The organism is Acinetobacter sp. SH024 (assembly GCF_000163635.1).
Lineage (GTDB): Bacteria > Pseudomonadota > Gammaproteobacteria > Pseudomonadales > Moraxellaceae > Acinetobacter > Acinetobacter pittii.
The window spans coordinates 521,570-543,072 of sequence record NZ_GG753600.1 but is presented as its reverse complement, the minus strand read 5'-3'; the positions used below and the strand labels follow the sequence as shown (position 1 = coordinate 543,072).

Annotated in this window: 22 protein-coding genes and 1 pseudogene; 17 read left to right on the top strand and 6 right to left on the bottom strand. The window is 39.1% G+C overall.

Features of this window, described 5'->3' with window-relative positions:
* Positions 1-89 precede the first annotated feature (89 nt).
* Both HMPREF0013_RS08490 and HMPREF0013_RS08485 read left to right on the top strand, forming a co-directional pair.
* A complete protein-coding gene (locus HMPREF0013_RS08490) occupies positions 90-1,481 on the top strand; it encodes an LLM class flavin-dependent oxidoreductase (protein WP_002114461.1) in 1,392 nt (463 codons plus the stop codon).
* Positions 1,482-1,675: 194 nt separating this feature from the next.
* Positions 1,676-3,142: an MFS transporter gene (locus tag HMPREF0013_RS08485; protein WP_002114231.1), complete on the top strand. Its 1,467-nt coding sequence runs from the start codon at positions 1,676-1,678 to the stop codon at positions 3,140-3,142.
* 61 nt (positions 3,143-3,203) lie between these two features.
* Here the strand turns inward: HMPREF0013_RS08485 and HMPREF0013_RS08480 are convergent, their stop codons facing one another.
* Entirely contained in the window at positions 3,204-4,388 is a 1,185-nt protein-coding gene (locus HMPREF0013_RS08480) for a hypothetical protein (protein WP_002114368.1), read from the bottom strand.
* 441 nt (positions 4,389-4,829) lie between these two features.
* On the opposite strand from HMPREF0013_RS08480, the gene tauA reads away from it, so the two are divergent.
* The 4 genes from tauA to tauD are packed head-to-tail and all read left to right on the top strand — an operon-like array spanning position 4,830 to position 8,430.
* On the top strand, positions 4,830-5,870 hold the full coding sequence (tauA, locus tag HMPREF0013_RS08475) for a taurine ABC transporter substrate-binding protein (RefSeq protein WP_019767837.1): 1,041 nt from the start codon (positions 4,830-4,832) through the stop codon (positions 5,868-5,870).
* A gap of 9 nt (positions 5,871-5,879) precedes the next feature.
* Complete coding sequence (locus HMPREF0013_RS08470) at positions 5,880-6,674, top strand: taurine ABC transporter ATP-binding protein (RefSeq protein ID WP_002114189.1); 795 nt, start codon at positions 5,880-5,882, stop codon at positions 6,672-6,674.
* On the top strand, positions 6,671-7,540 hold the full coding sequence (tauC, locus tag HMPREF0013_RS08465; protein WP_002114284.1) for a taurine ABC transporter permease TauC: 870 nt from the start codon (positions 6,671-6,673) through the stop codon (positions 7,538-7,540). Before HMPREF0013_RS08470 ends, tauC begins: the two co-directional genes overlap by 4 nt.
* An 8-nt stretch (positions 7,541-7,548) precedes the next feature.
* The gene (tauD, locus tag HMPREF0013_RS08460; protein WP_002114263.1) at positions 7,549-8,430 is read left to right on the top strand and encodes a taurine dioxygenase; all 882 of its coding nucleotides are present in this window, start codon (positions 7,549-7,551) and stop codon (positions 8,428-8,430) included.
* 69 nt (positions 8,431-8,499) lie between these two features.
* On the opposite strand, the gene HMPREF0013_RS08455 is transcribed toward tauD, so the two are convergent.
* Together HMPREF0013_RS08455 and HMPREF0013_RS08450 are read right to left on the bottom strand one after the other, a co-directional pair.
* Positions 8,500-9,234 (bottom strand): aspartate/glutamate racemase family protein, encoded by a 735-nt coding sequence (locus HMPREF0013_RS08455; RefSeq protein WP_002114327.1) that lies wholly within the window; start codon positions 9,232-9,234, stop codon positions 8,500-8,502.
* Positions 9,231-10,700, bottom strand: a complete 1,470-nt coding sequence (locus tag HMPREF0013_RS08450) for an NCS1 family nucleobase:cation symporter-1 (protein WP_002114512.1) — start codon at positions 10,698-10,700, stop codon at positions 9,231-9,233. The genes HMPREF0013_RS08455 and HMPREF0013_RS08450 overlap by 4 nt, the downstream gene beginning before the upstream one ends.
* Positions 10,701-11,101: 401 nt before the next feature.
* Here HMPREF0013_RS08450 and HMPREF0013_RS08445 point away from each other — a divergent pair, with 401 nt between their 5' ends.
* Positions 11,102-11,842, top strand: a complete 741-nt coding sequence (locus HMPREF0013_RS08445) for a GntR family transcriptional regulator (protein ID WP_002114346.1) — start codon at positions 11,102-11,104, stop codon at positions 11,840-11,842.
* A gap of 50 nt (positions 11,843-11,892) precedes the next feature.
* Here HMPREF0013_RS08445 and HMPREF0013_RS08440 read toward each other — a convergent pair whose 3' ends face one another.
* Positions 11,893-12,783: a LysR family transcriptional regulator gene (locus HMPREF0013_RS08440; RefSeq protein WP_005802433.1), complete on the bottom strand. Its 891-nt coding sequence runs from the start codon at positions 12,781-12,783 to the stop codon at positions 11,893-11,895.
* A gap of 196 nt (positions 12,784-12,979) precedes the next feature.
* Between HMPREF0013_RS08440 and HMPREF0013_RS08435 the strand changes: the two genes are divergently transcribed.
* From HMPREF0013_RS08435 to HMPREF0013_RS08425, 3 genes are all read left to right on the top strand, one after another.
* Positions 12,980-13,666, top strand: coding sequence for a hydrolase (locus HMPREF0013_RS08435; RefSeq protein WP_001043290.1), 687 nt, complete (start codon positions 12,980-12,982; stop codon positions 13,664-13,666).
* A gap of 109 nt (positions 13,667-13,775) precedes the next feature.
* Positions 13,776-15,650 (top strand): amidohydrolase, encoded by a 1,875-nt coding sequence (locus HMPREF0013_RS08430; RefSeq protein WP_002114254.1) that lies wholly within the window; start codon positions 13,776-13,778, stop codon positions 15,648-15,650.
* A 56-nt stretch (positions 15,651-15,706) separates the two neighbouring features.
* Positions 15,707-15,868, top strand: coding sequence for a DUF1427 family protein (locus HMPREF0013_RS08425; RefSeq protein WP_000784879.1), 162 nt, complete (start codon positions 15,707-15,709; stop codon positions 15,866-15,868).
* Positions 15,869-15,937: 69 nt separating this feature from the next.
* Here HMPREF0013_RS08425 and arsC read toward each other — a convergent pair whose 3' ends face one another.
* Entirely contained in the window at positions 15,938-16,366 is a 429-nt protein-coding gene (arsC, locus tag HMPREF0013_RS08420) for an arsenate reductase (glutaredoxin) (RefSeq protein ID WP_002114534.1), read from the bottom strand.
* 84 nt (positions 16,367-16,450) lie between these two features.
* Here arsC and HMPREF0013_RS08415 point away from each other — a divergent pair, with 84 nt between their 5' ends.
* Genes HMPREF0013_RS08415 through arsH form a run of 4 tightly spaced genes read left to right on the top strand, consistent with a single transcriptional unit; the run spans position 16,451 to position 19,015 of the window.
* Positions 16,451-16,780 (top strand): metalloregulator ArsR/SmtB family transcription factor, encoded by a 330-nt coding sequence (locus tag HMPREF0013_RS08415; RefSeq protein WP_002114199.1) that lies wholly within the window; start codon positions 16,451-16,453, stop codon positions 16,778-16,780.
* A gap of 4 nt (positions 16,781-16,784) precedes the next feature.
* Complete coding sequence (locus HMPREF0013_RS08410) at positions 16,785-17,258, top strand: arsenate reductase ArsC (protein ID WP_002114427.1); 474 nt, start codon at positions 16,785-16,787, stop codon at positions 17,256-17,258.
* A 10-nt stretch (positions 17,259-17,268) separates the two neighbouring features.
* The gene (gene arsB / locus HMPREF0013_RS08405; RefSeq protein WP_002114266.1) at positions 17,269-18,315 is read left to right on the top strand and encodes an ACR3 family arsenite efflux transporter; all 1,047 of its coding nucleotides are present in this window, start codon (positions 17,269-17,271) and stop codon (positions 18,313-18,315) included.
* Positions 18,302-19,015, top strand: a complete 714-nt coding sequence (gene arsH / locus HMPREF0013_RS08400; RefSeq protein ID WP_002114162.1) for an arsenical resistance protein ArsH — start codon at positions 18,302-18,304, stop codon at positions 19,013-19,015. Before arsB ends, arsH begins: the two co-directional genes overlap by 14 nt.
* Positions 19,016-19,055: 40 nt before the next feature.
* On the opposite strand, the gene HMPREF0013_RS08395 is transcribed toward arsH, so the two are convergent.
* The gene (locus HMPREF0013_RS08395; RefSeq protein WP_002114463.1) at positions 19,056-19,973 is read right to left on the bottom strand and encodes a LysR family transcriptional regulator; all 918 of its coding nucleotides are present in this window, start codon (positions 19,971-19,973) and stop codon (positions 19,056-19,058) included.
* A gap of 101 nt (positions 19,974-20,074) precedes the next feature.
* On the opposite strand from HMPREF0013_RS08395, the gene HMPREF0013_RS08390 reads away from it, so the two are divergent.
* The 3 genes and pseudogenes from HMPREF0013_RS08390 to HMPREF0013_RS24320 all read left to right on the top strand — a co-directional run.
* Positions 20,075-20,635 carry a chromate transporter gene (locus tag HMPREF0013_RS08390; RefSeq protein WP_001017026.1) on the top strand — a complete coding sequence of 187 codons (561 nt, stop codon included), beginning with the start codon at positions 20,075-20,077 and terminating at the stop codon, positions 20,633-20,635.
* On the top strand, positions 20,635-21,156 hold the full coding sequence (locus tag HMPREF0013_RS08385; protein ID WP_002114296.1) for a chromate transporter: 522 nt from the start codon (positions 20,635-20,637) through the stop codon (positions 21,154-21,156). The genes HMPREF0013_RS08390 and HMPREF0013_RS08385 overlap by 1 nt, the downstream gene beginning before the upstream one ends.
* A gap of 175 nt (positions 21,157-21,331) precedes the next feature.
* Positions 21,332-21,503: pseudogene (locus tag HMPREF0013_RS24320) on the top strand (alkyl hydroperoxide reductase); the annotation flags it as partial.

Genomic DNA, 21,503 nt, shown 5'->3' with positions numbered 1-21,503 from the left:
AAAATCATATTTTGTTTGGGATTTATATTATAAAGAAAACCTAAAAATTGCTTTAGTATAAAAATAAATAAAATGCTGGCGAATATTTTATGACTAAGAAAATTAGTTTTAATGCTTTTGAAATGAATTGTATTGCACACCAATCTCCTGGATTATGGCGACATCCTCAAGACCGATCTGTTGAATATAAAGATCTAGAATATTGGACAGATTTAGCACAAATTCTTGAGCGTGGTTTTTTTGACGGTATTTTTATTGCGGATGTGCTTGGTATTTATGACGTTTATCATCAAAGTGCTGAACACGCCTTAACCGGTGCAGTACAAGTTCCAGTCAATGATCCGCTACAGATTGTGCCAGCGATGGCCGCAGTCACCAAGCACTTGGGTTTTGGTGTCACGACCTCTATTTCCTTTGAACATCCGTATCCTTTTGCTAGACGTATTAGTACGCTAGACCATTTAACCAAAGGGCGAGTTGGATGGAATATCGTGACGTCTTATTTGGAAAGTGGTTCGAAAAACTTGGGCCTAAAAACTCAGGTCAACCATGACAATCGATATGATATTGCCGATGAATATTTAGAAGTCCTGTACAAACTTTGGGAAGGTTCTTGGGAAGAGGGTTCGGTACTTCGTGACCGTGAAAACGGTATCTTTGCTGACCATAAAAAAGTGCATCCAATTCAGCACGAGGGTAAATACTTTACTGTACCCGGCATCCACATTTGTGAACCATCACCGCAACGAACACCTGTACTTTATCAAGCGGGGGCATCTTCACGTGGCCAGAAGTTTGCGAGTCAAAATGCCGAGTGCGTATTCATCGCAGCGCCGTCTAAAATTGCCACTAAAAAAGTGGTACAGGGTATTCGCCAAAAATTGGCTCAAGAAGGCCGCGATCCGTACTCAGTTAAAATTTATGCACTTTTGTCGATTGTCACTGATGAAACCGATACAAAAGCACAGGCTAAGTTTAAAGAATATCAAAGCTATGGAAGCTACGATGGGGCTTTAACATTATTGTCAGGCTGGTCGGGTGTGGATTTTTCGCAATACCAGCCAACGGACAAAGTTGAATATATTCAAACCAACGCGATTCAATCTTTATTAGACTCTTATGTAAATGCAGATCCAGAACGAGTCTGGACCATTGAAGAAATTGCAAACTGGAACAGTTTAGGTGGTAATGGACCTGTTCTTGTAGGTTCGGCAGAAACCGTTTCGGATGCTCTACAGCAATGGGTTGAAGATACCGATGTCGATGGCTTTAACCTTGCCTACATTTTGGCGCATCAAACCTTTGCCGATGTAGTTGAGTTTATTGTGCCTGAGTTGCAAAAACGTGGGGTATATCAAACCTCATATGCACAAGGAACATTAAGAGAAAAACTATTTGGTGCTGGGCCATATTTGCCTGAAAATCACCGCGGTGCAAAATATCGTAATTTAAAAGAATTAAAACTTGCTGAGGCGAGTTAATATTTTAAAAATCCTTTAAATAAATAGCTGGTTAAATGCCAGCTTTTATTTTGTCTTTTTATATCGATTTTATTGCTGAGTTAATAATGAAAAGATAATTCTATAAATTAGATTAAAACATCAGATTAATTTGTTTTTGTATGGTGTGAATAATCATTATTTTGTTTCTGTGATTAAAATACAGGAATTATTAAGTGAGCACACAAGAACTCGATCATAACCACCGTTATGAAATTAAATCTCCCGATGATGTTTCACAATTAATTTCCAAATTTGCAGGGAAGGGTAAATCGAATAAAGTTATTTGGTTGGCACTGATTGGAGTATTTATTGATGCCTATGATTTAACAACGCTGTCCTTTGGTATTGAGCAAGTCATCTCAGAGTTTTCCTTAAGCCCAGTCATGACCGGTGTGGTGGCATCAGCAATTGTTTGCGGAACCATTGTGGGTAATCTGATTGGTGGATGGCTGACAGATAAAATTGGCCGTTATCGGGTCTTCATGGCGGACATGGTGCTCTTTGTCATTGCGGCAATTGTCGCAGGCTTTGCGCCGAATGTATGGGTTTTGATTTTAGCCCGATTTATTATGGGAATTAGTGTTGGTATTGATTTGCCTGTGGCAATGTCATACTTATCTGAGTTTTCCAAATTTAATGGTAGTAGCAATAAGGCAGCGCGTTTAGCCGCATGGTGCCCAATGTGGTATGCCGCTTCTTCGGTGTGTTTTGGCCTAGTTCTGGCGCTTTATTTTCTTTTACCCCCTGAGCATAGCAATTGGTTATGGCGAGCATCTTTAATTTTCGGAGCAGTGCCAGCGTTACTCATTATTTTTATTCGCGGTAAATATTTAACTGAGTCACCCATTTGGCTTGCAAACCAAGGCGATTTAAAAGGGGCGGCTAAAGTTCTACAAGAATCCTATGCAATTAATGCAGTCGCTACAGTTGAAAAAGTAGAAAGAACTGCTGAAAAGAAAAAGCGCGAGGGTTTTGCAGTTTTATTTAATAAAACCTATTTGCCAAGAACGATTGTGGCAATTGTGATTCACATTTCGGTGGCATTTCAGTACACGACCATTGCCTTCTTTTTACCTTTTATTTTAACGCGTTTCTTTCATACCGATGTCTTGACGACCATTACTACAACACTCGGACTCAATTTGCTGTTTGCATTTACGGGCGGACTGTTAGGCGTATTTGTTGCTAGCAGATTTAAATCTCGTCATGTGTTGCTTACAGGCTTTTTACTCCAGTTTATAGCCCTCATTGCCTTGGCATTCATTGGTGAACCGGATAATAGCTTTTTACTCTACACCGCAATTGGCATGCTAGGTTTATGGCTTTTTGCCGAAGGCTTTGGGCCAGGGGCACAAATGATGGTTTATCCAACTATGGCTTATCCAGCTTCGATTCGTGGTGTTGGTGTTGGCTTTAACCGTGCAGTAACGGGTGTTGCTCAAGCAATTGCTTTGTTTGTTTTACCAATCTGGATGGCGGGATATAAAACTGATGTTTACCTGATTATTTCTATTTTTGCGTTTATTCCTTTAATTGTGATTGGACTACTGATTAAGTTTGAGCCTACCGCCCAAGATGTCGATGTGATTGATGAAGATAAAACAGAACTTCCTCTCAATAATTCACCAGTAATCGATTAGAGTAAAAATAAATATCTAGATAAAAACAAAGGCCAACATCTGTTGGCCTTTGTTTTAAGAATTAGAAGTAATAAGCAAAAATTACAAATGCTTTTTTATTCCATTTATCATTGCTTCCACCAGCCGCAAGGCCCTCACTGTCTCCTAGATATGGGTCGTGTTTACCCATCAGCAACTCGGCTTGTACTGTCAATTTTTGATAGTTAAAGGCAATGCCGGGAATAAAACGGGTAGAGTCTTTAAACCCATCTTGTTCTTTTCGATAAGAACTATAGTTCAAGTATGGGCGAACAGAGGTAATGGGGCCAAATTGCTGAGGAAATAAATAGCTCAGTTCGGCTGAATAAATCTGACCTTTGGTTGCGGAGTTAAATGAATAATCGAAACCGCCCAAAGTCAGATGATCTTTATATTCAGTGTCGGCATTATCAATGTCTTGATAACCAGCCAAAAGCTGTAAATTCCATTGATTATAATTGGTATTGCTAAAAACCGAATAGACTTGGCGATCTCCATCTTGCCCTGAACGCTTGTTTTCAATAGTTGAATACCACGCAGAGGCGCCCACTTGGGTAGAGAAATTTTCTTGGCCTAAGACATTTTTAAAGGTATGAGCACCGCGAACAACAATGGAGTTCTTTTCTTTAGTATTGGTACCTTGTGGTACAGAGTCATCCGCATTGACAGGATTGATACTAAATCGACTCGAGTCTTTGCTTTTACCTCTATAGGTGCCACCATCGGTAGGATAAAAGGCGAGTTGTGCTTCATTGATTCCATCATTGAAATCATATTTCACCCCAAGGTTATGTACATCTTCCCAACCTGCACTATTGGCAATGCCTAAATAATAAGTATTTCCCCAAAAGCGACCCAAGCCAAAAGGAACTGGGTTTAAGCCAGCAATAATTTTACTGTTGTCATTAATTTTATAACCCAACCACGCATCGGTAAGCCAATTGGCATCGCCTAGACGTCCGTAATATTCATAAACCCGATAATCTAGGCGACCAATCCATTTCGGGGAGTTGTAGTCCAGCCATAAGACCGCGTCATTAAAAGAAAATTTACTTGTAGTGGGATCAGAGTCAAAATCATAAACATATTTAGCTCGAACAGTACCGCTTACTTTAAGCTGACCTTCTTCAGCATTACCAAAGGTAAGCGCTGCATGACTTGAGAGGCTGAATGTAATTAAAGACGTTGTAATTAATGTTTTTTTCAAAATTTGAGAATGTTTAAACAAAAGAATTTTTCTCCTCTTAAAAATAAAAATTAAATTTGCGTCATGTATAAACCAGAAAAAGATTTGCCCAAATCTCAATATTTGCAGAAGATTTAAGATAAAAAGATAATAAAATCTGAACTTTATATAAAAGAGTAAAAATTAATTAGATGCAAAACTCTGGATGCAATAAGCAAAAATAAAAATGATCAAATAGGAGAGGATAAAATACTTAGAGGGTGTCTGTCAGGTTTTCCTAATCATATGATTTGTGAATATCATTTTTAGTTATTGATATATAAGTATTTTAATTTTTATTTTAATCTGTAAGTTTACTTAGAACTTGCTTTTTACCAAAAGATAAAAACTTATAAGGAAAAGTTATTTATAAAAATTAGATAAGCAACTCATATTTTTTTATTTTTCATTATAAAGCCGGCTGCATACCATGGGCTTATATTATTGAAAGATCATGAAATTATGAGCACAAAGACCAAACCGTTGATTATCACGGCAATTGTGGTTGTAGCAATTGTTGCATTTATCGTATGGCAAAATAAGAAAGATAATAATACGGGTGCTTCAGTTCGTGATAACAAACCTGTCGTGATTGCTTATCAAACAGGGGTGGACCCAAGCAAAGTTGCGCAGGCTAACGGAGATTATGAAAAACATAGTCAACGTACCATTCAATGGAAAAAATTTGATGCGGGTTCAGATGTAGTTAATGCACTTGCTTCAGGTGATGTGGTACTTGGTAATATTGGTTCAAGCCCACTTGCTGCTGCGGCAAGCCGTGATTTACCAATTGAAGTATTCTTAATTACTTCAAAACTTGGTGGGTCTGAAGCATTAGTGGTGAGTAATAAATCAGGCATTAAAACCCCTCAAGATTTAATTGGCAAAACCATTGCTGTACCTTTTGTTTCAACAACCCATTACAGCCTTTTGTCTGCACTTAAACATTGGAACATTCCAGAAGACAAAGTAAAAATTATTAACTTGCGTCCACCTGAAATTTCAGCGGCGTGGGAACGTGGTGATATTGATGCTGCCTATGTTTGGGAACCTGCATTAAGTAAAGCTAAAGCATCTGGTACGGTTTTAACTGACTCGAAACAAGTCGGTGAATGGGGTGCTCCAACTTATGACTTATGGGTTGTACGTAAAGATTTTGCAGAGAAAAACCCTGATTTCTTAAAAGCTTTTGTTAAAACTACGCTTGAGCAGCTTGAAAAATATAATCAAGATCCAGCCGCTTACGTTAAAGATGCCGATAACGTGCAAAAAATTGCGCAGCTTACAGGTTCTAATCCAAAAGATATCCCACTTTTATTAAGTGGAAACATCTACCTTGACTACGCTCAGCAAAAACAAACGTTAGATGGTGAATTCGCGCAAAATATTTTTGATACAGCGAAGTTCTTAAAAGGTCAGGGTAAGGTCGATCAACTTAAAGCCGATTATAAAGGCAATGTGAATTCTTCATTTTTGCAGCCTTAAGGAGTTGTCATGAGTGTATTAGAAGCCAAACATATTCATCTGACTTTTCCTAAACAGCAAAAGCCAGTTTTACAAGACATTAATCTAACGATTGAAGAAGGTTCTTTAACCGTGATTTTAGGCGAGTCAGGTTGCGGCAAAACGACTTTGCTTAATATCTTGGCAGGCTTTCAAAAGCCGAGTTCAGGTGATGTGCTTGTAAATCATGAAGTGGTAACTGGACCAGATGTAACCCGCGCTGTGGTGTTTCAGGATCATGCACTCCTTCCTTGGTTGAATGTTGCAGATAATGTTGGCTTCGCTTTGCAGTTAAAAGGTTTAAAGCGCGCAGAGATCGAAACACAAGTAAACGCAATTTTAAAAATTGTAGGTTTAAGTCACGTTGAAAAAGCCAATATCTGGGAACTTTCCGGTGGTATGAAACAACGTGTTGGTATTGCCAGAGCTTTGATCAGTCATGCGCCGTTTATTTTATTAGATGAACCTTTTGCCGCATTAGATGCTTTTACACGTGAAAACATGCAGCAGTTAGTGCTCGATTTATGGATTCAACAAAATAAAAGTTTCTTTTTAATTACTCATGACATTGAAGAAGCATTATTGCTCAGCAATCAGTTAGTTCTGATGACAGCGCATCCAGGCAAAATTGTAGAAACTCTACATCTCGATTTTGCTAATCGATATCGTCAGGGCGAGTCTATTCGCTCAATTAAATCGGACCCTCAATTTATTCAGCTCAGAGAGCAGCTGTTTGAAAGTTTAAGAGCACAAAAACAAAGCGGTAAGGAGGCGTTAACCACATGAGTACTAAAGATAACGTCTATGAATATGACAAAGCAGGGCTAAAACTTAAGCCAGATGTGCAAACAGAAAATGCTTCATTTCTATCGTCATTTTTTGAGAAGCATCGCACTTTGGCAGTTAGCATAATTAGTGTGGGAAGTGTGGTTGCACTCTGGTTTCTCATTACTGCTTTGCATGTCGTACCTGAACTGTTTTTACCGAGTCCGCAGGCAGTCTGGCAAAAATTTATATCGGTCAGCCAAGAAGGCTTTATGAAGGCTACTTTGTGGCAACACTTGGCCGCTAGTATCTCGCGTGTGTTTTTGGCTTTGATTGCTGCCGTAGTGATTGGTGTACCACTGGGCTTATGGATGGGTCTGAACAAATGGGTTCGCGCTGTTCTAGATCCTTTGGTTGAATTATTACGTCCAATTCCGCCGTTAGCTTATTTACCCTTACTCGTGATTTGGTTCGGTATTGGCGAAACCACAAAAGTACTTTTGATTTTCTTCTCGATTTTGGCACCTGTCATTATTAGTAGCGCGCATGGTGTGTTAAGCCATCAGCTTAATCGTGAGCGTGCAGCATTGTCGCTAGGGGCAAGTCAGGCTCAAGTATTTTGGCATGTCATTTTACCAACAGCTTTACCTCATATTATTACCGGTATTCGTATTGGTCTCGGGGTGGGCTGGTCAACATTAGTTGCAGCAGAGTTGGTTGCAGCGGATCGTGGTATTGGTTTTATGGTGCAATCGGCAGCACAGTTCTTAATTACCGATACGGTGATTCTGGGCATTATTGTGATTGCGATTGTCGCAGTTAGTTTTGAGCTGTTTTTACGTTGGTTACAAAAACAGTTTTCTCCTTGGTATGGTCAGCAGTTGTAGTAAAGAAGATGAATACAGTAGTAGCAAACTTAAATATTGAAGTGATCAAGCCTACCATTGGCGCAATTATTCACGATATTGATTTGAATGCGTTAAATGAACAGACAACGCAACAAATCCAGCAGGCTTTGCTTGACCATCAGGTCATTTTTTTTCGAAAGCAACAATTAGCACCGCAAGCACAAGCAGACTTGGCACGCAGTTTTGGTAGCTTACATGTGCACCCGATTTATCCTTCAATTGAAGATGTACCTGAAGTGATGGTACTCGATAGCTGGAAACAAGATTTGCGTGACAATGAACTTTGGCACACAGATGTAACTTTTAGTAAAACCCCGCCTTTAGGTTGTGTGTTGCAAGCCATTAAAATTCCACCTGTAGGCGGAGATACATTATGGTCGAGCAACACAGCAGCTTTTAAAGGGCTTCCGCTTGAGTTACAGCAAAAACTACGTGGCTTAACTGCAACACACGATATTCGTAAGTCTTTTCCACTTGAACGTTTTGCCCATAACGAAGAAGAGCGTGAAAAGCTTTTGCAAACATTTAAGCGTAACCCACCAGTGGTTCACCCAGTGGTGCGTACCCATCCTGTTACAGGTGAGCCTTTGTTGTTTGTAAGTGAGGGCTTTACCACTCGCATTAATGAGTTACCTGAACAAGAAAGTGAGCAATTACTTGATTTCTTGTTTAAACATGCGACCCAAGAGCAATTTCATTTGCGTTGGAAGTGGCAAGATGGTGATATCGCGATTTGGGATAACCGTTGTACGCAACATAAAGCATTGTTTGATTATGGCGATGCTCATCGCATCATGCACCGTGCAACTATTAACGGTGATGTGCCATTTTATAAAAATGAACAACAGCCAGAGTTAGCCGAAGTTTAATTCTTTGGTTTACAGCAGTTTCAATTCCAACGCAGCGTTTTGAGTTGGAATTGAAACAGTAATTTATTTCTAATGTGCTCCAAATCCTGACAGTATGCCTGTGTAACTCTTTACAGGAGGTGAGGCCCAATCACCAACTTTGCTGGTTTTTAAATTTAACTGAACTAACATTTCAGCTTGTTTAACTGCTGCTGCAACGCCGTCAATAACAATCACTCCCAATTCGTTTTGTAGTTTTAGGCATAAATCACTCATACCTGCACAGCCCAAAACAATCGCATCGCTTTTATCTTCTGTGAGTGCTTTTTTGCACTCATCTCGTATGGTTCGATAAGCATCTGAGTCAGGAAGCTCTAACTCTTCAACTGCAATGTCACAAGCTCGAACATTTTTGCAAAATGGTGTAGCCCCATAGCGATGAGCCAGATGCCAACTCATATTCACTGTGCGTTGTAAGGTTGTGACCACACTAAAACCATTACTGACATAACTTGCAGTTCGCATAGCTGCTTCGGCAATCCCAATCACAGGTGCTGAAGTCATTTCACGGGCAGCATAAAGCGTAGGGTCACCAAAACAGGCAATAACATAAGCATTTACACCTAGAAATTCACCTTGGCGAATTTCCTCTAGCACACCTACTGCACTTAGGGCTTCATCATAATAACTTTCAATTGTTGCAGGGCCCATTTGAGGACTCACTGCAATAATTTGAGTACCAGAACCTGCGACTATCTTTGCTGATGCAGCAATTTTGTCTGTCATGCTTTGAGTAGTATTGGGATTAATAATTTTAATTTTCATTGTACTTTTACCTTAGTCATTGCCGATTTAACATGGGCAAGCGGTTGGTTAAGAAATCGGTAAATGACAAAACCGAATCCCATACCGATAAACCATGTGAAATTAGCCAGCCCAGACAGTTGTGGTAAAAGTACGCAGAGAATAGGAATTAATGAAGCTGGAATTAAGGCATAAAAGGCAGAGTGGTTATAACCATTTTTGTACCAATACAAGCCTTTGGTATCTAATGTATATAAATCATCCACCACGATTTTTTGTTTTTTAACGAGGTAAAAATCGGCGAGCAATAAGCCAAAAAGTGGACCGATAAATGCACCTAAAATATCAATGGTGTAATGGATCACTTGAGGATTATTAAACAAATTCCATGGGGTAATGAAAATCGATCCAACTGCTGCAATCATTCCACCCATGCGCCAGCTAATTTTGCTCGGTGAAACATTGGAAAAATCAAAGGCAGGTGAAACAAAGTTAGCGACAATATTAATCCCAATGGTGGCAATCATTAAGGTCAAACTACCTAAAATGACTACAAATGTGTTATCCAGTTTACCGACCATCTCGACAGGGTCTGTAATGAGCTTGCCGTACACTGGAAGCGTTGCAGCAATACAAACCACAGTAAGTAAAGAAAAGCCTAAGAAATTGATCGGTAGGCCAAGAAAGTTGCCCATTTTAATGGCATTAAAACTTTTACCATAACGAGAGAAGTCACCAAAATTCAGCATAGGCCCTGAAAAATATGAAACAACAAGCGCAATAGCACCAATCATGACTGGTACAACCGCAAAACCATCGTATTGAACACCGCTCAAGTTTAAATCAATATTTTGCCAGCCAGCTTTCCAGATCAGCCATACTGCCATCGCAAACATCACAACATAGACAGCTGGACCTGCCCAGTCAATAAATTTACGTATGCTGTCCATGCCAGACCAAAAAACAATCGCTTGTAGTAGCCAAAGCAGCATGAAGCCAACCCATCCTAAATAGGAAAGCCCAAGAAAGCCGTAAGTTGAAACATCAGCATAGGGTGACCATTCTGGAAAGAACTTTAAAATGACTAATAAGAATGCACTTGAGGCCAAATAGGTTTGAATGCCATACCACGCGACAGCGATAAGACCCCGAATAACAGCAGGAATATTTGCACCAAGCACACCGAAAGTGGCACGACAAATAACAGGATAGGGCGTGCCTGTTTGTTGGCTAGACTTGGCAATCAGATTTGTAAAAAACTGAACTATGGCAATGCCGATGAGTAAAGATAAAAGTACCTGCCAGCTGTTCAGCCCGAGTGCAAAAAGGCTCCCAGCCATGACATAACCGCCGACACTATGAACATCAGACATCCAGAAAGCAAAAATATTATAAGCGCCCCATGTTTGCTTTTTTAAAGGAGCTAAGTCTTGATTTGTCAGTTTTGCATCATAAGAAGGTTTAATTATTGCTTCGGTATTATTCATCTTGAACACTCACTTCCCTTATGTTGGGCTGGCACGTTCTTCAGCAGCTTGAAATTCTGGCTAAAAGAATGAAATTAAAATTGTGCACAATATGATATTTATATTGTGCACAATTTTAATTTAGCAAAAGTTATGCCAAATTTAAGAAGTAGCGCTTATGAGTTATTTAAACTGGTATGAATTTTGGATATGAAGAGACAAATTTTTAAAATGAGAAGTGCTTAATTTTTTATAAAAAGTAAGTAAAGTTAGGTGTATAAGTGGATATTTAGAAGTCTAATATTGAATTGTTTAGCTCAACATTAGTGTTTTGGAAATGAGAGTAATATTCCCAAAAAGTTAAGTTAAACTTACACTACAGTTATTAGATAAAGTTTTAAAAAGAGGAGGCGTTAATAAAAATGGAGAAATCAATGCCATCGAATGCACCAAAAAAAGTCTTAGAAATGAGCAATGATGAAATTGATGACCATATATATAACGCTATTGTAGATGCTATTTTAAATAGGCAACTTGCCCCTGGCGCACGTTTAGTTGAAGCACCTTTGTGTGAAGCATTCGGGGTAACGCGAGGAGTGTTAAGACGTGTTTTCGTGAAACTTGCCCATGATAAGGTTATCGAAATTCAGCCCAATCGTGGGGCACTCATCGCAAAGCATAGCGTTCATGAGACAAAAGAGGTCTTTGAAGCACGCAGCATGCTTGAAATCGCCACTGTAAAAAAGCTCGCTCAAAAGTCACATAACCTAGATTTTAGTGAGCTTCGAGGCTTAGTAGATCAAGAGTCTCATGAGCGTTTAGCTGGCAATTGGGCCGAGTGGATTAAGCTATCGGGGCAATTTCATTTAAAGCTGATTGAAGCAAATCAAAATACGATTATGACCAGTTATTTGCAGACGCTTATTGCAAGGACTTCATTATTAATTGGCTTATATGAAATTCCAAAACATAATAATTGTTCGGCAGATGAACACCGTGCAATTTTAGATGCGATTGAACAAGGCGATGAAAAACGAGCAACTCAATTGATGGAAGAGCATTTAGAACACTACGCGACGACATTTATTGAAGAAGACAGCACAGCGTCAGCAGAACAAAATTTATTAAATTTATTTAAAAATAAGAAGATTGAATCCATTTAAACTAACTAAAAAATAATGGGGCCAATTCTTCTGGAAAAGGCCCAGATTAGTTATTTTATGGGAACGATTTGACGTGTTAAAAAATCAATAAATAGTTTTACTTTCTTCGATAAAATCTTACGGTTTGGCCATGTAACATATAGGTGAAGCGGCTGACTGGTGTAGTCCTCCAAACATTTCTGTAATTTGCCTTCTTTATAGTAAGGCTCTGCAATAAACTCTGGAAGAAAAACAATACCGTGATCTTTCAAGCACATATCTAATAATAGTTCACCATTATTACAGGTCATCACAGGGAAGCAATTAAAGGACACTTCTTTTTGATCTTTTTGGAAGATCAACTTCTTATGTCGACTATCTTGATAGTAAATTAGAAACTTATGTTCTTTAAGTTCTTCTAATGAATCTGGCAATCCATGCTGATTAAAATACTCAGGTGTTGCATACAAATATCGTTGATAGGTATTTAATATTTTACTATTTGCCAAATTAGGAGGAGAGCCATCTACACGAATGGTTAAATCAAATTTATTATTATTCATGTCTAATAGCTGATCAGTCATGAATAAATCAATTTTGATGCTGGGATATTTCTCTATAAAGTCCGAAATGATATGTTGAAGAAAAATGTTGCTAAAAGACATTGGTGTATTGAGCTTGAGTTCGCCTTCAGGGTACTGCTGATTATAGCTAATTTCATATGCAGCCCATTCGAACTCACTTAAAATGACTTTGCTATGTTGATAAAACTTTTCCCCACAAGAGGTGAGGTTCATCTGTCTTGTTGTTCGAGTTAAAAGTGTGGTTCTGAGGTCATTTTCGAGGTAGCAAACACGTTTGGCAACTAAGTCGCGAGAAATATCGAGTGCTCTGGCTGCGCTACTAAAATTCCCATGTTCTACAACACTTACAAAAGTGGAAATACAGTCTAATCGATCCATGGATAAGCGAAAGGTAAAAAATATATATCAATGATTAAACTATAAAAATTAAAAAGCAATCATTGTTTTGATTGTATTCGTACAGAATACAGATTCGTGCTGATTTGCTGTCTATGCTTTTACATTTTTATCTGTTTTCATAATAACCAGTAAGCAATTTTAATGCATTACTCATAAGGAATAATGGAGTTTACCCATGAATAAATCACTTTTAGAACAACTATCACCAACCAATTGTCAGGTTATTTTTATTGATCATCAGCCACAAATGGCTTTTGGGGTACAGTCAATAGATCGCCAAGTATTAAAGAATAATACTGTAGGATTAGCAAAAGCAGCTAAAACATTCAATATTCCTGTCACCATTACAACGGTTGAAACTGAAAGCTTCTCTGGTCATACCTATCCAGAACTTTTAGATGTATTTCCAGATGCTCCATTACTAGAACGTACTTCAATGAATTCGTGGGATGACCAAAAAGTACGTGATTCGCTTGCAAAAAATAATCGTAAAAAAGTGATTGTTTCAGGTTTGTGGACTGAAGTGTGCAACAACACCTTTGCTTTTGGTGCGATGCTTGAAGGGGATTATGAGATTTATATGGTCGCGGATGCTTCAGGTGGTACATCGAAAGAGGCTCATGACTATGCCATGCAACGCATGATTCAAGCGGGTGTTGTTCCAGTAACTTGGCAACAAGTATTACTTGAATGGCAGCGTGATTGGGCACACCGTGATACGTATGATGCAGTTATGGCAATTGTACGTGAGCATTCTGGTGCTTACGGTATGGGTGTGGACTATGCCTATACAATGGTACATAAGGCACCTGAGCGTACAACATCAAAACATGAAGTACTTGCACCAGTTCCTGCAAAATAAAACACTACTGATTTAGGTAAAGGCATGTCTAGTATTCAATATTTAAGTGATATTAATACAGATATGCCTTTATTTTTTAGAACGATAATTCACAAGAATGGAGTTCAGAATGACCGAAATAAACCTCATACTCATAAACGGTAAAATCACAACATTAGACCCCAAAAGTCCAGAAGTACAAGCAATTGCGATTGCAGATGGTAAAGTATTACGCACGGGTACAAATGATGAGGTTATGAAGCTCGCAACACCAACAAGCAAAGTTGTAGATTTAAATGGCCGTCGCGTTATACCGGGTCTAAATGACAGTCATCTGCATATTATTCGTGGTGGCCTAAATTACAATATGGAGCTGCGCTGGGAAGGTGTACCATCTGTTGCAGATGCATTACGCTTACTCAAAGAACAAGCAGATAATACGCCAGCTCCACAATGGGTTCGTGTAGTAGGCGGTTGGACTGAATTCCAGTTTGCCGAAAAGCGTTTACCGACTTTAGAGGAAATTAATAAAGCTGCACCAGATACTCCTGTATTCGTTTTACATCTATATGCCAGTGCTTTGTTGAACCGAGCTGCACTTGATGTATTAGGCTTTAACAAAGATACACCTGACCCACCTGGTGGCAAGATTGTACGAAATGAAAAAGGTGAGCCAACAGGTCTCTTGCTCGCAACTCCATCCGCTATGATTTTATATTCGACCTTAGGGAAAGCACCAAAATTGCCAGTTGAAGACCAAGTCAATTCAACTCGACATTTCATGCGTGAGTTGAACCGATTAGGTATTACTTCAGCAATTGATGCGGGCGGTGGCGGTCAAAACTATCCTGAAGATTATGATGTGATTAAGCAATTACACGATCAAAATCAAATGACCGTACGTATTGCTTATAACCTATTTGCTCAGAAGGCAGGCCAAGAGCTTGATGATTATCGTCGCTGGACAGAAATGACATTTCCGGGTGATGGTGATGAGCTATTTAGAATGAATGGAGCAGGTGAGAACCTGACGTGGTCAGCGGGTGACTTTGAAGATTTCTATGAGCCACGTCCAGATTTACCAGAAAAAATGGAAGGCGAACTCGAAGCCATTGTAGAACACTTGGCTGAAAAGAAATGGCCATTCCGTATTCATGCAACTTATGATGAAAGTATTAATCGGCTGCTCAATGTATTTGAGCGCGTCAATTCAAAACAGCCATTTGCGACACGATTTATTATTGACCATGCCGAAACTGTATCTGAGCGCAATATTGAACGTATTGGTGCGTTGGGGGGCGGTATTGCCATTCAACACCGTATGGCATATCAAGGTGAGATTTTCGTAAAACGCTACGGTGCTGAGGCTGCTCAGGCAACGCCACCCGTTAAGAAAATGTTAGAACTCGGTGTTCCTGTGGGTGCGGGAACAGATGCGACTCGTGTTGCATCCTATAACCCTTGGGTGTGTTTGTATTGGCTAAGTACTGGTAAAACAGTCGGTGGTTTACCACTCTATGATGAAAAAAATCTATTAGACCGTCAAACAGCACTTAAACTCTGGACTAAAGGTTCAGCTTGGTTCTCAGGTGAAAAAGATGTCAAAGGTTCACTAACAGCAGGGGAACTTGCCGACTTAGTTGTGTTGTCAGATGACTACTTCAAAGTTGAAGCAGAAGATATCCAGTGGATTGAGTCTGTACTCACTGTTTTAGGCGGCAAAGTGGTGTACGCAGGGGCAGAGTTTAAGCAAGACGATCCGCCGTTACCGCCAGCATCTCCAACATGGTCGCCGGTAAAACGCTTCGGTGGTCAGTGGCGTTTATCTGAAAACCGTAATGCTCCTTCCAATCAATCATTACAGTCACAAAGTGCATTGTGTGCATGTGCTAGCAGCTGTGGAATGCATGGACACAGCCACGCTTGGATGCTTGATGTTCCTGTAAATGATAAGGACAAAAAATCTTTCTGGGGCGCACTTGGGTGCTCGTGTTTTGCATTTTAAATAAAACAGTATGGGAACCTGCTGATTAAATGGCTTGATTCTCTAAGGTATGTACGATGAAAATGTACTTGTTATCTTTGGCTGTAGGGTTGCTTGTTGGTGTCTTATATTATGTTTTAAATGTTAAGTCACCAGCTCCACCTCTTGTTGCATTAGTCGGTTTATTAGGCATGGTAATAGGAGAGCAACTGCTTCCTTTTATCAAATCCTATTTTTAATCCGTTTCATTCAGAAAAAGCTAAATGGCGCCATGCCATTTAGCTTTTTATATTAATAAATATCTTCAATTACTTTATACGGCGGCCTTGTTCATCAATGATTACTTCGCCATCTTCTTTTGTAAAATAGCTTAAGTTTTGTGAATCTAAAATATCCAATACAATCTCAGAAGGGCGGCAAAGTCGCGTGCCTTTTGGTGTAACCACAAATGGGCGATTAATTAAAATTGGGTACTGAACCATAAAATCAATTAACTGTTCATCGGTCCAATGGTCTTGTTCCAACTCTAACTCTTTATATGGATCAACATTTTTACGAATTGCTTCACGTACAGTTAAGCCTGAATCCTTAATGAGTTGAATTAATTCATCTTTACTAGGTGGAGTTTGCAAATATTCAATAACGATAGGCTCAAACCCAGCATGACGAATAAGCGCTAATGTATTGCGTGAGGTTCCGCAAGCAGGGTTATGGTAAATCTTTACTAGCTCAGTCATGGTAAATTTATTATCAAATTAAGATATTGCATTTATATATGGATATCCGTATATTTGCAATAACGAATATGCTCTGTTGAAGATATGATCAACCAAGTCGATTTCTTTAAATGTCTATCTGACCAAACTCGGTTAAACATTCTTAAGCTAGTTCTTAGCAAACAAAATATTTGTGTCTGTGAGTTAACTGAACAGCTTGAGTTGAGCCAACCGAAAATCTCTAGACACTTAGCCTTATTAAGAACTCATGGCATTTTACTTGATGCACGACAGGGGCAATGGGTGTATTACAGCGTCAATCCAGATTTACCCAATTGGGCTGTTGAAGTTTTGAAAACTATAGCAAACCAAGATGAAAATTTAGTGAATCAATCATCTTCACAGTTTTCTTCTATTTCTACCTATTGTGGGTGAGGCCATGAAATTTTTATTTTTATGCACTGGAAACAGTTGCCGTAGCATTTTGTCAGAAGTTTTATTTAACAGCCGTGCACCAAAAGGTTGGAAAGCTTATAGCGCTGGTAGTAAACCATCAGGACAGATACATCCATTAACCATTGAAACACTTGAAAACTTATGTCTTTCAACAGATGGGCTATGGAGTAAAACGATTGATGACTGCGAGCAGTATCAACCAGATGTTGTGATTACAGTATGTGATTCTGCTGCACAAGAAGCATGCCCACTATATTTAGGTGGTGCAATCAAAGCACATTGGGGTTTAAGTGACCCATCTCACTTAGACTTGCCGAAAGAAGAAAAGCTTAAAGCATTCCAAGAGACTGTAGATCATATCAACCGTCGTTTAGATGCATTGTTTGCACTTGATGTTGCGAACTTAAGCCGTTCACATTTGATTGCTGAGATTAATAAAATCTCTCATATTGAGTAAGAGAGCCGAGATGACTAAGCAAAAGCTTTCTTTTTTAGATCGTAACCTGACGCTATGGATTTTTATTGCCATGGCTTTAGGTTTGGCAATTGGGGTGTTCTTTCCTCAAGCCTCGGTTTCTTTGAACAGAATGAGTGTAGATAACGTTAATATTCCGATCGCAATCGGCTTAATTTTGATGATGTATCCACCTTTAGCAAAGGTTGATTATGCTACGCTACCAGAAGTATTTAAAGATAAGAAAACCTTAACTTTATCGTTGGTACAGAACTGGATTATTGCTCCAGTTTTAATGTTCGTACTTGCGATAGTTTTCTTGCATAGTTATCCGGAATACATGACAGGTCTGATTTTGATTGGTTTGGCACGTTGTATTGCAATGGTTTTGGTGTGGAATGGTCTGGCTTGTGGTGATAACCAATACGTTGCAGCTTTGGTTGCCTTTAACAGTATTTTCCAAATTTTGTTCTTTAGTACCTACGCCTGGCTTTTCTTAACCTTCTTACCTCCGTATTTTGGTGTGGCAGGGCAAGTCATTGATGTGAATTTTTGGACTATCACACATGCGGTTTTGGTGTACTTAGGTATTCCATTCTTAATGGGGTTCTTGACGCGCTTGGTTTTAGTCAAGTCGAAAGGGGTGGAATGGTATCAAACTAAATTTTTACCAAAAATCAGCCCAATTAGTTTACTTGCTTTACTTTTTACCATCGTGGCGATGTTTAGCCTAAAAGGTGGTGATGTAGTGAGCTTACCTTTAGATGTATTGCGTATTGCAATTCCACTCACGATTTACTTTGTGGTGATGTTCTTCATTAGCTTCTTTATGAGTAAACGTATGGGAAATAATTATCCACGTACCACTGCTATTTCGTTTACTGCGGCTGGTAACAATTTTGAGTTAGCTTTAGCGGTTGCCATTGCAACATTTGGTCTGGCATCACCTGTGGCATTTACCACAGTGATTGGACCATTAGTTGAAGTTCCCGTTTTAATTTCACTCGTTACCGTTTCTCTTTGGTTAAAGAAAAAGTATTTCTCAGATGAACAGTCTTGATAATGATTTATCAAATGTAGCATTAGATCTTCTAGATAAACCTACATTTGAGCAAGTGCAAGCGCAGCAGCTTGAGCATCCACCTCGCATTTTATTGCTATATGGTTCTAATCGCGAACGTTCTTATAGTCGTTTTGCTGTGCTGACTGCTGGGCAAATTCTTGAATACTTAGGTGCTGAAGTCAAAATCTTTCATCCTAAAGGTTTACCTTTACCTGAGGATGCAGAAACAGATCATCCGAAAGTTCAAGAATTACACGCGCTTTTGGCTTGGGCAGAAGGTATGGTGTGGTGCTCACCTGAACGTCATGGCGCGATGAGTTCAATTTTAAAAGCCCAAATTGACTGGATTCCTTTGGCAGCTGGAGCAATCCGTGCAACTCAAGGTAAAACCTTAGCAGTCATGCAAGTTAGTGGTGGTTCGCAGTCGTTTAATGCGGTCAATCAAATGCGTATTTTAGGGCGTTGGATGCGCATGATTACCATCCCAAATCAGTCTTCAGTTGCTAAAGCTTTTTTAGAGTTTGAAGAAGATGGCAGTATGAAACCATCCTCTTACTATGATCGAATCGTTGATGTAATGGAGGAGTTGTATAAGTTCACTTTATTAACACGTGGGCAAAAACAATACTTGACAGATCGCTATTCTGAGCGCAAAGAATCGGCAGAAGAGCTGTCAAAACGAGTAAATCAAAAATAAACAGTTTCATAAAAAAGTGCTCCATTCGGGGCACTTTTTATTACTTTGCTTTTACACTCAGGCCATTGGGTAAAAGTTTTTGCAATAGTTCAATAAAGTTTGAAACTTTGGCAGAGCTCTCATTTTCTCGTGTAATCAAGTAAATAGGCGCATTCATTTTTATTGAATCATCAAAATCGCGATACACAATTTCATGTTCCCAAAAATTATGCATTGAGGCTGGCACAATCGTTATACCAATTCCAGCAGCGACTAAATTTAATGTAGCGGTAGGTCGAGGCGCTTCTTGAATAATGCGTGGACTAAAACCTGCTTGGTAGCAACTATATAAAATATTGTCATATAAACCTTGTCCTGAAGAACGACGGTATAAAACAAAATTTTCATTTGATAAGTCATTTGAACTAATTTTTTCTTTTTGTGTAAGTGGATGGCCTATAGGCAATGCCACCATCATTGGCTCATCTAAAATATGGTGATGTTTTAACCCAATATCACGGCTGATCGGTGCTCTTAAAAAAGCAATATCAAGTTTCTCGGAGATTAATCGATCTAATTGTTTTTGGCTGCCTGCTTCTTCAAGTTTGGTTTGTACCTTTGGATATATTTCTCGATATGAGCGCAATACTAGTGAAATAAGCGGATGCAAACCTGCGGAACTTGTAAAACCAATATTGAGTTGTCCAGTTTTACCTTGGCTAACATCTTGGACTAATTTTGGAATATGGCGCGCATGTTCTAATAAAAACTGTGCTTCTTTAAATAAGGCTAAACCAGCCTCAGTTGGTTCAATTCCTCGAGGCTGGCGAATAAGTAATTGTGTACCAAGTTCTTCTTCGAGTTTTTTAAGTAAACGCGTTAGAGGCGGCTGTTGAATAAATAACCGGTTTGCGGCATGCGTAATATTCCTTTCTTCAATTACCACAACAAAGGCATGGAGCTTATGTAAATCGAGCATAGGAATACCTTTATGGTATGGTTAATGAAAATAAAAGCATTTGTAGATATACCACAAAAGTATCATTCTATCTTGGTCAGATAAAGTGAAAAGTAACGAAAATGAACCATGTTGAGATTGCCGTGCAGAAGGAGAGTGTCCCGACCTGCACAGAGTTATTTTTAGGTTTTTTAACATTAGGTTTAATTGGATTCGGTGGCGTGCTGCCTTTAGCCCGTAAAGTTATTGTAGAGCAGAGACAGTGGCTAAGCCCTGAAAAATTCACTGAGTTACTTGGTCTGTGTCAATTTTTACCAGGCGGCAATATTATTAATTTATCGGTTGCGATTGGCATGGAGTTTCGCGGTGTTCGTGGGGCAGTGAGCTCACTCATTGGTCTGATCCTTGCACCTACGATAATTGTTGTACTTTTACATTATGTCTATGAGCAGTTCCAAGATAATTTAATGGTTAAGCATCTTTTCGAAGGTTTAGCGGCAGCAGCAGCAGGACTTCTGGTTGCAACAGGTTTGAAAATGCTTAAGCCATTATTACGTAATCCATTAGCGATTTGCGTAGTTGTTGCTGCAATTATCAGTATTGCTTTTCTAAAAATCTCTTTACTAGTGACGATGCTGATTTTGTTGGCATTTTATTCAGCTATCATTTGGAGACGTGTGTAATGGGTGCAGTTCTACTTACTTTAGCGATTATTTTTACTCAATTGTCTCTTATTGCATTTGGTGGCGGGAATACAATTTTGCCTGAGATGCAACGCCAAGTAGTTGATATTCATCACTGGATGACGGCACAAGAATTCAGTGCATTGTTCGCCATGGCTCAAGCTGCCCCTGGTCCGAACATGATGATTGTACCTTTGGTGGGATGGCATGTAGCAGGGTTGTCAGGTCTACTTGTGACTTCTACCGCTAAATTTTTACCTTCATCGATTATTACTGTGTTTGTAATGAGAGGTTGGTCGAAATTTAAAGATAAGAAATGGCGCCGTGTTTTACAGCTTGCTTTACAACCTGTCACTGTTGGAACGGTGCTTGCCAGTGCTTGGATTATCTCTGAGGCAGCGGCAATAAATACTTTACTCATTATTATGGTAGTCATTGCAACTTTATTATCTTTAATTAAAAAAGTTCATCCCTTGCATGTTTTGATTGCTGGGGCTGTATTTGGTGTGGTCTTACTCTAGTTTAACCAGTTTGCCGACCTGCGCTGGATGAGTTCAGGTCGGCTTTTTTTAATTGCGGAAATAATAAAATCTAAAAAACCGATCAAATCTATAAAAACATACTGTTTTACCTATTTTGTGTTTTCACGTACTATGCATCTATTGAAAGAATTTGGATGCATTGGAGTAAAAACAGATGTTAGATCAAAACATTAAAACTCAATTAAAAGCTTACTTAGAACGTCTAGAAAGTCCAATCGAATTAGTTGCTGCTTTAGATGAATCAGATAAAGCGGCTCAAATTAAAGAGTTAGTGACAGAAATTGCTGAACTATCTGACCAAGTCACTGCCCGTTTTGACGGAAACA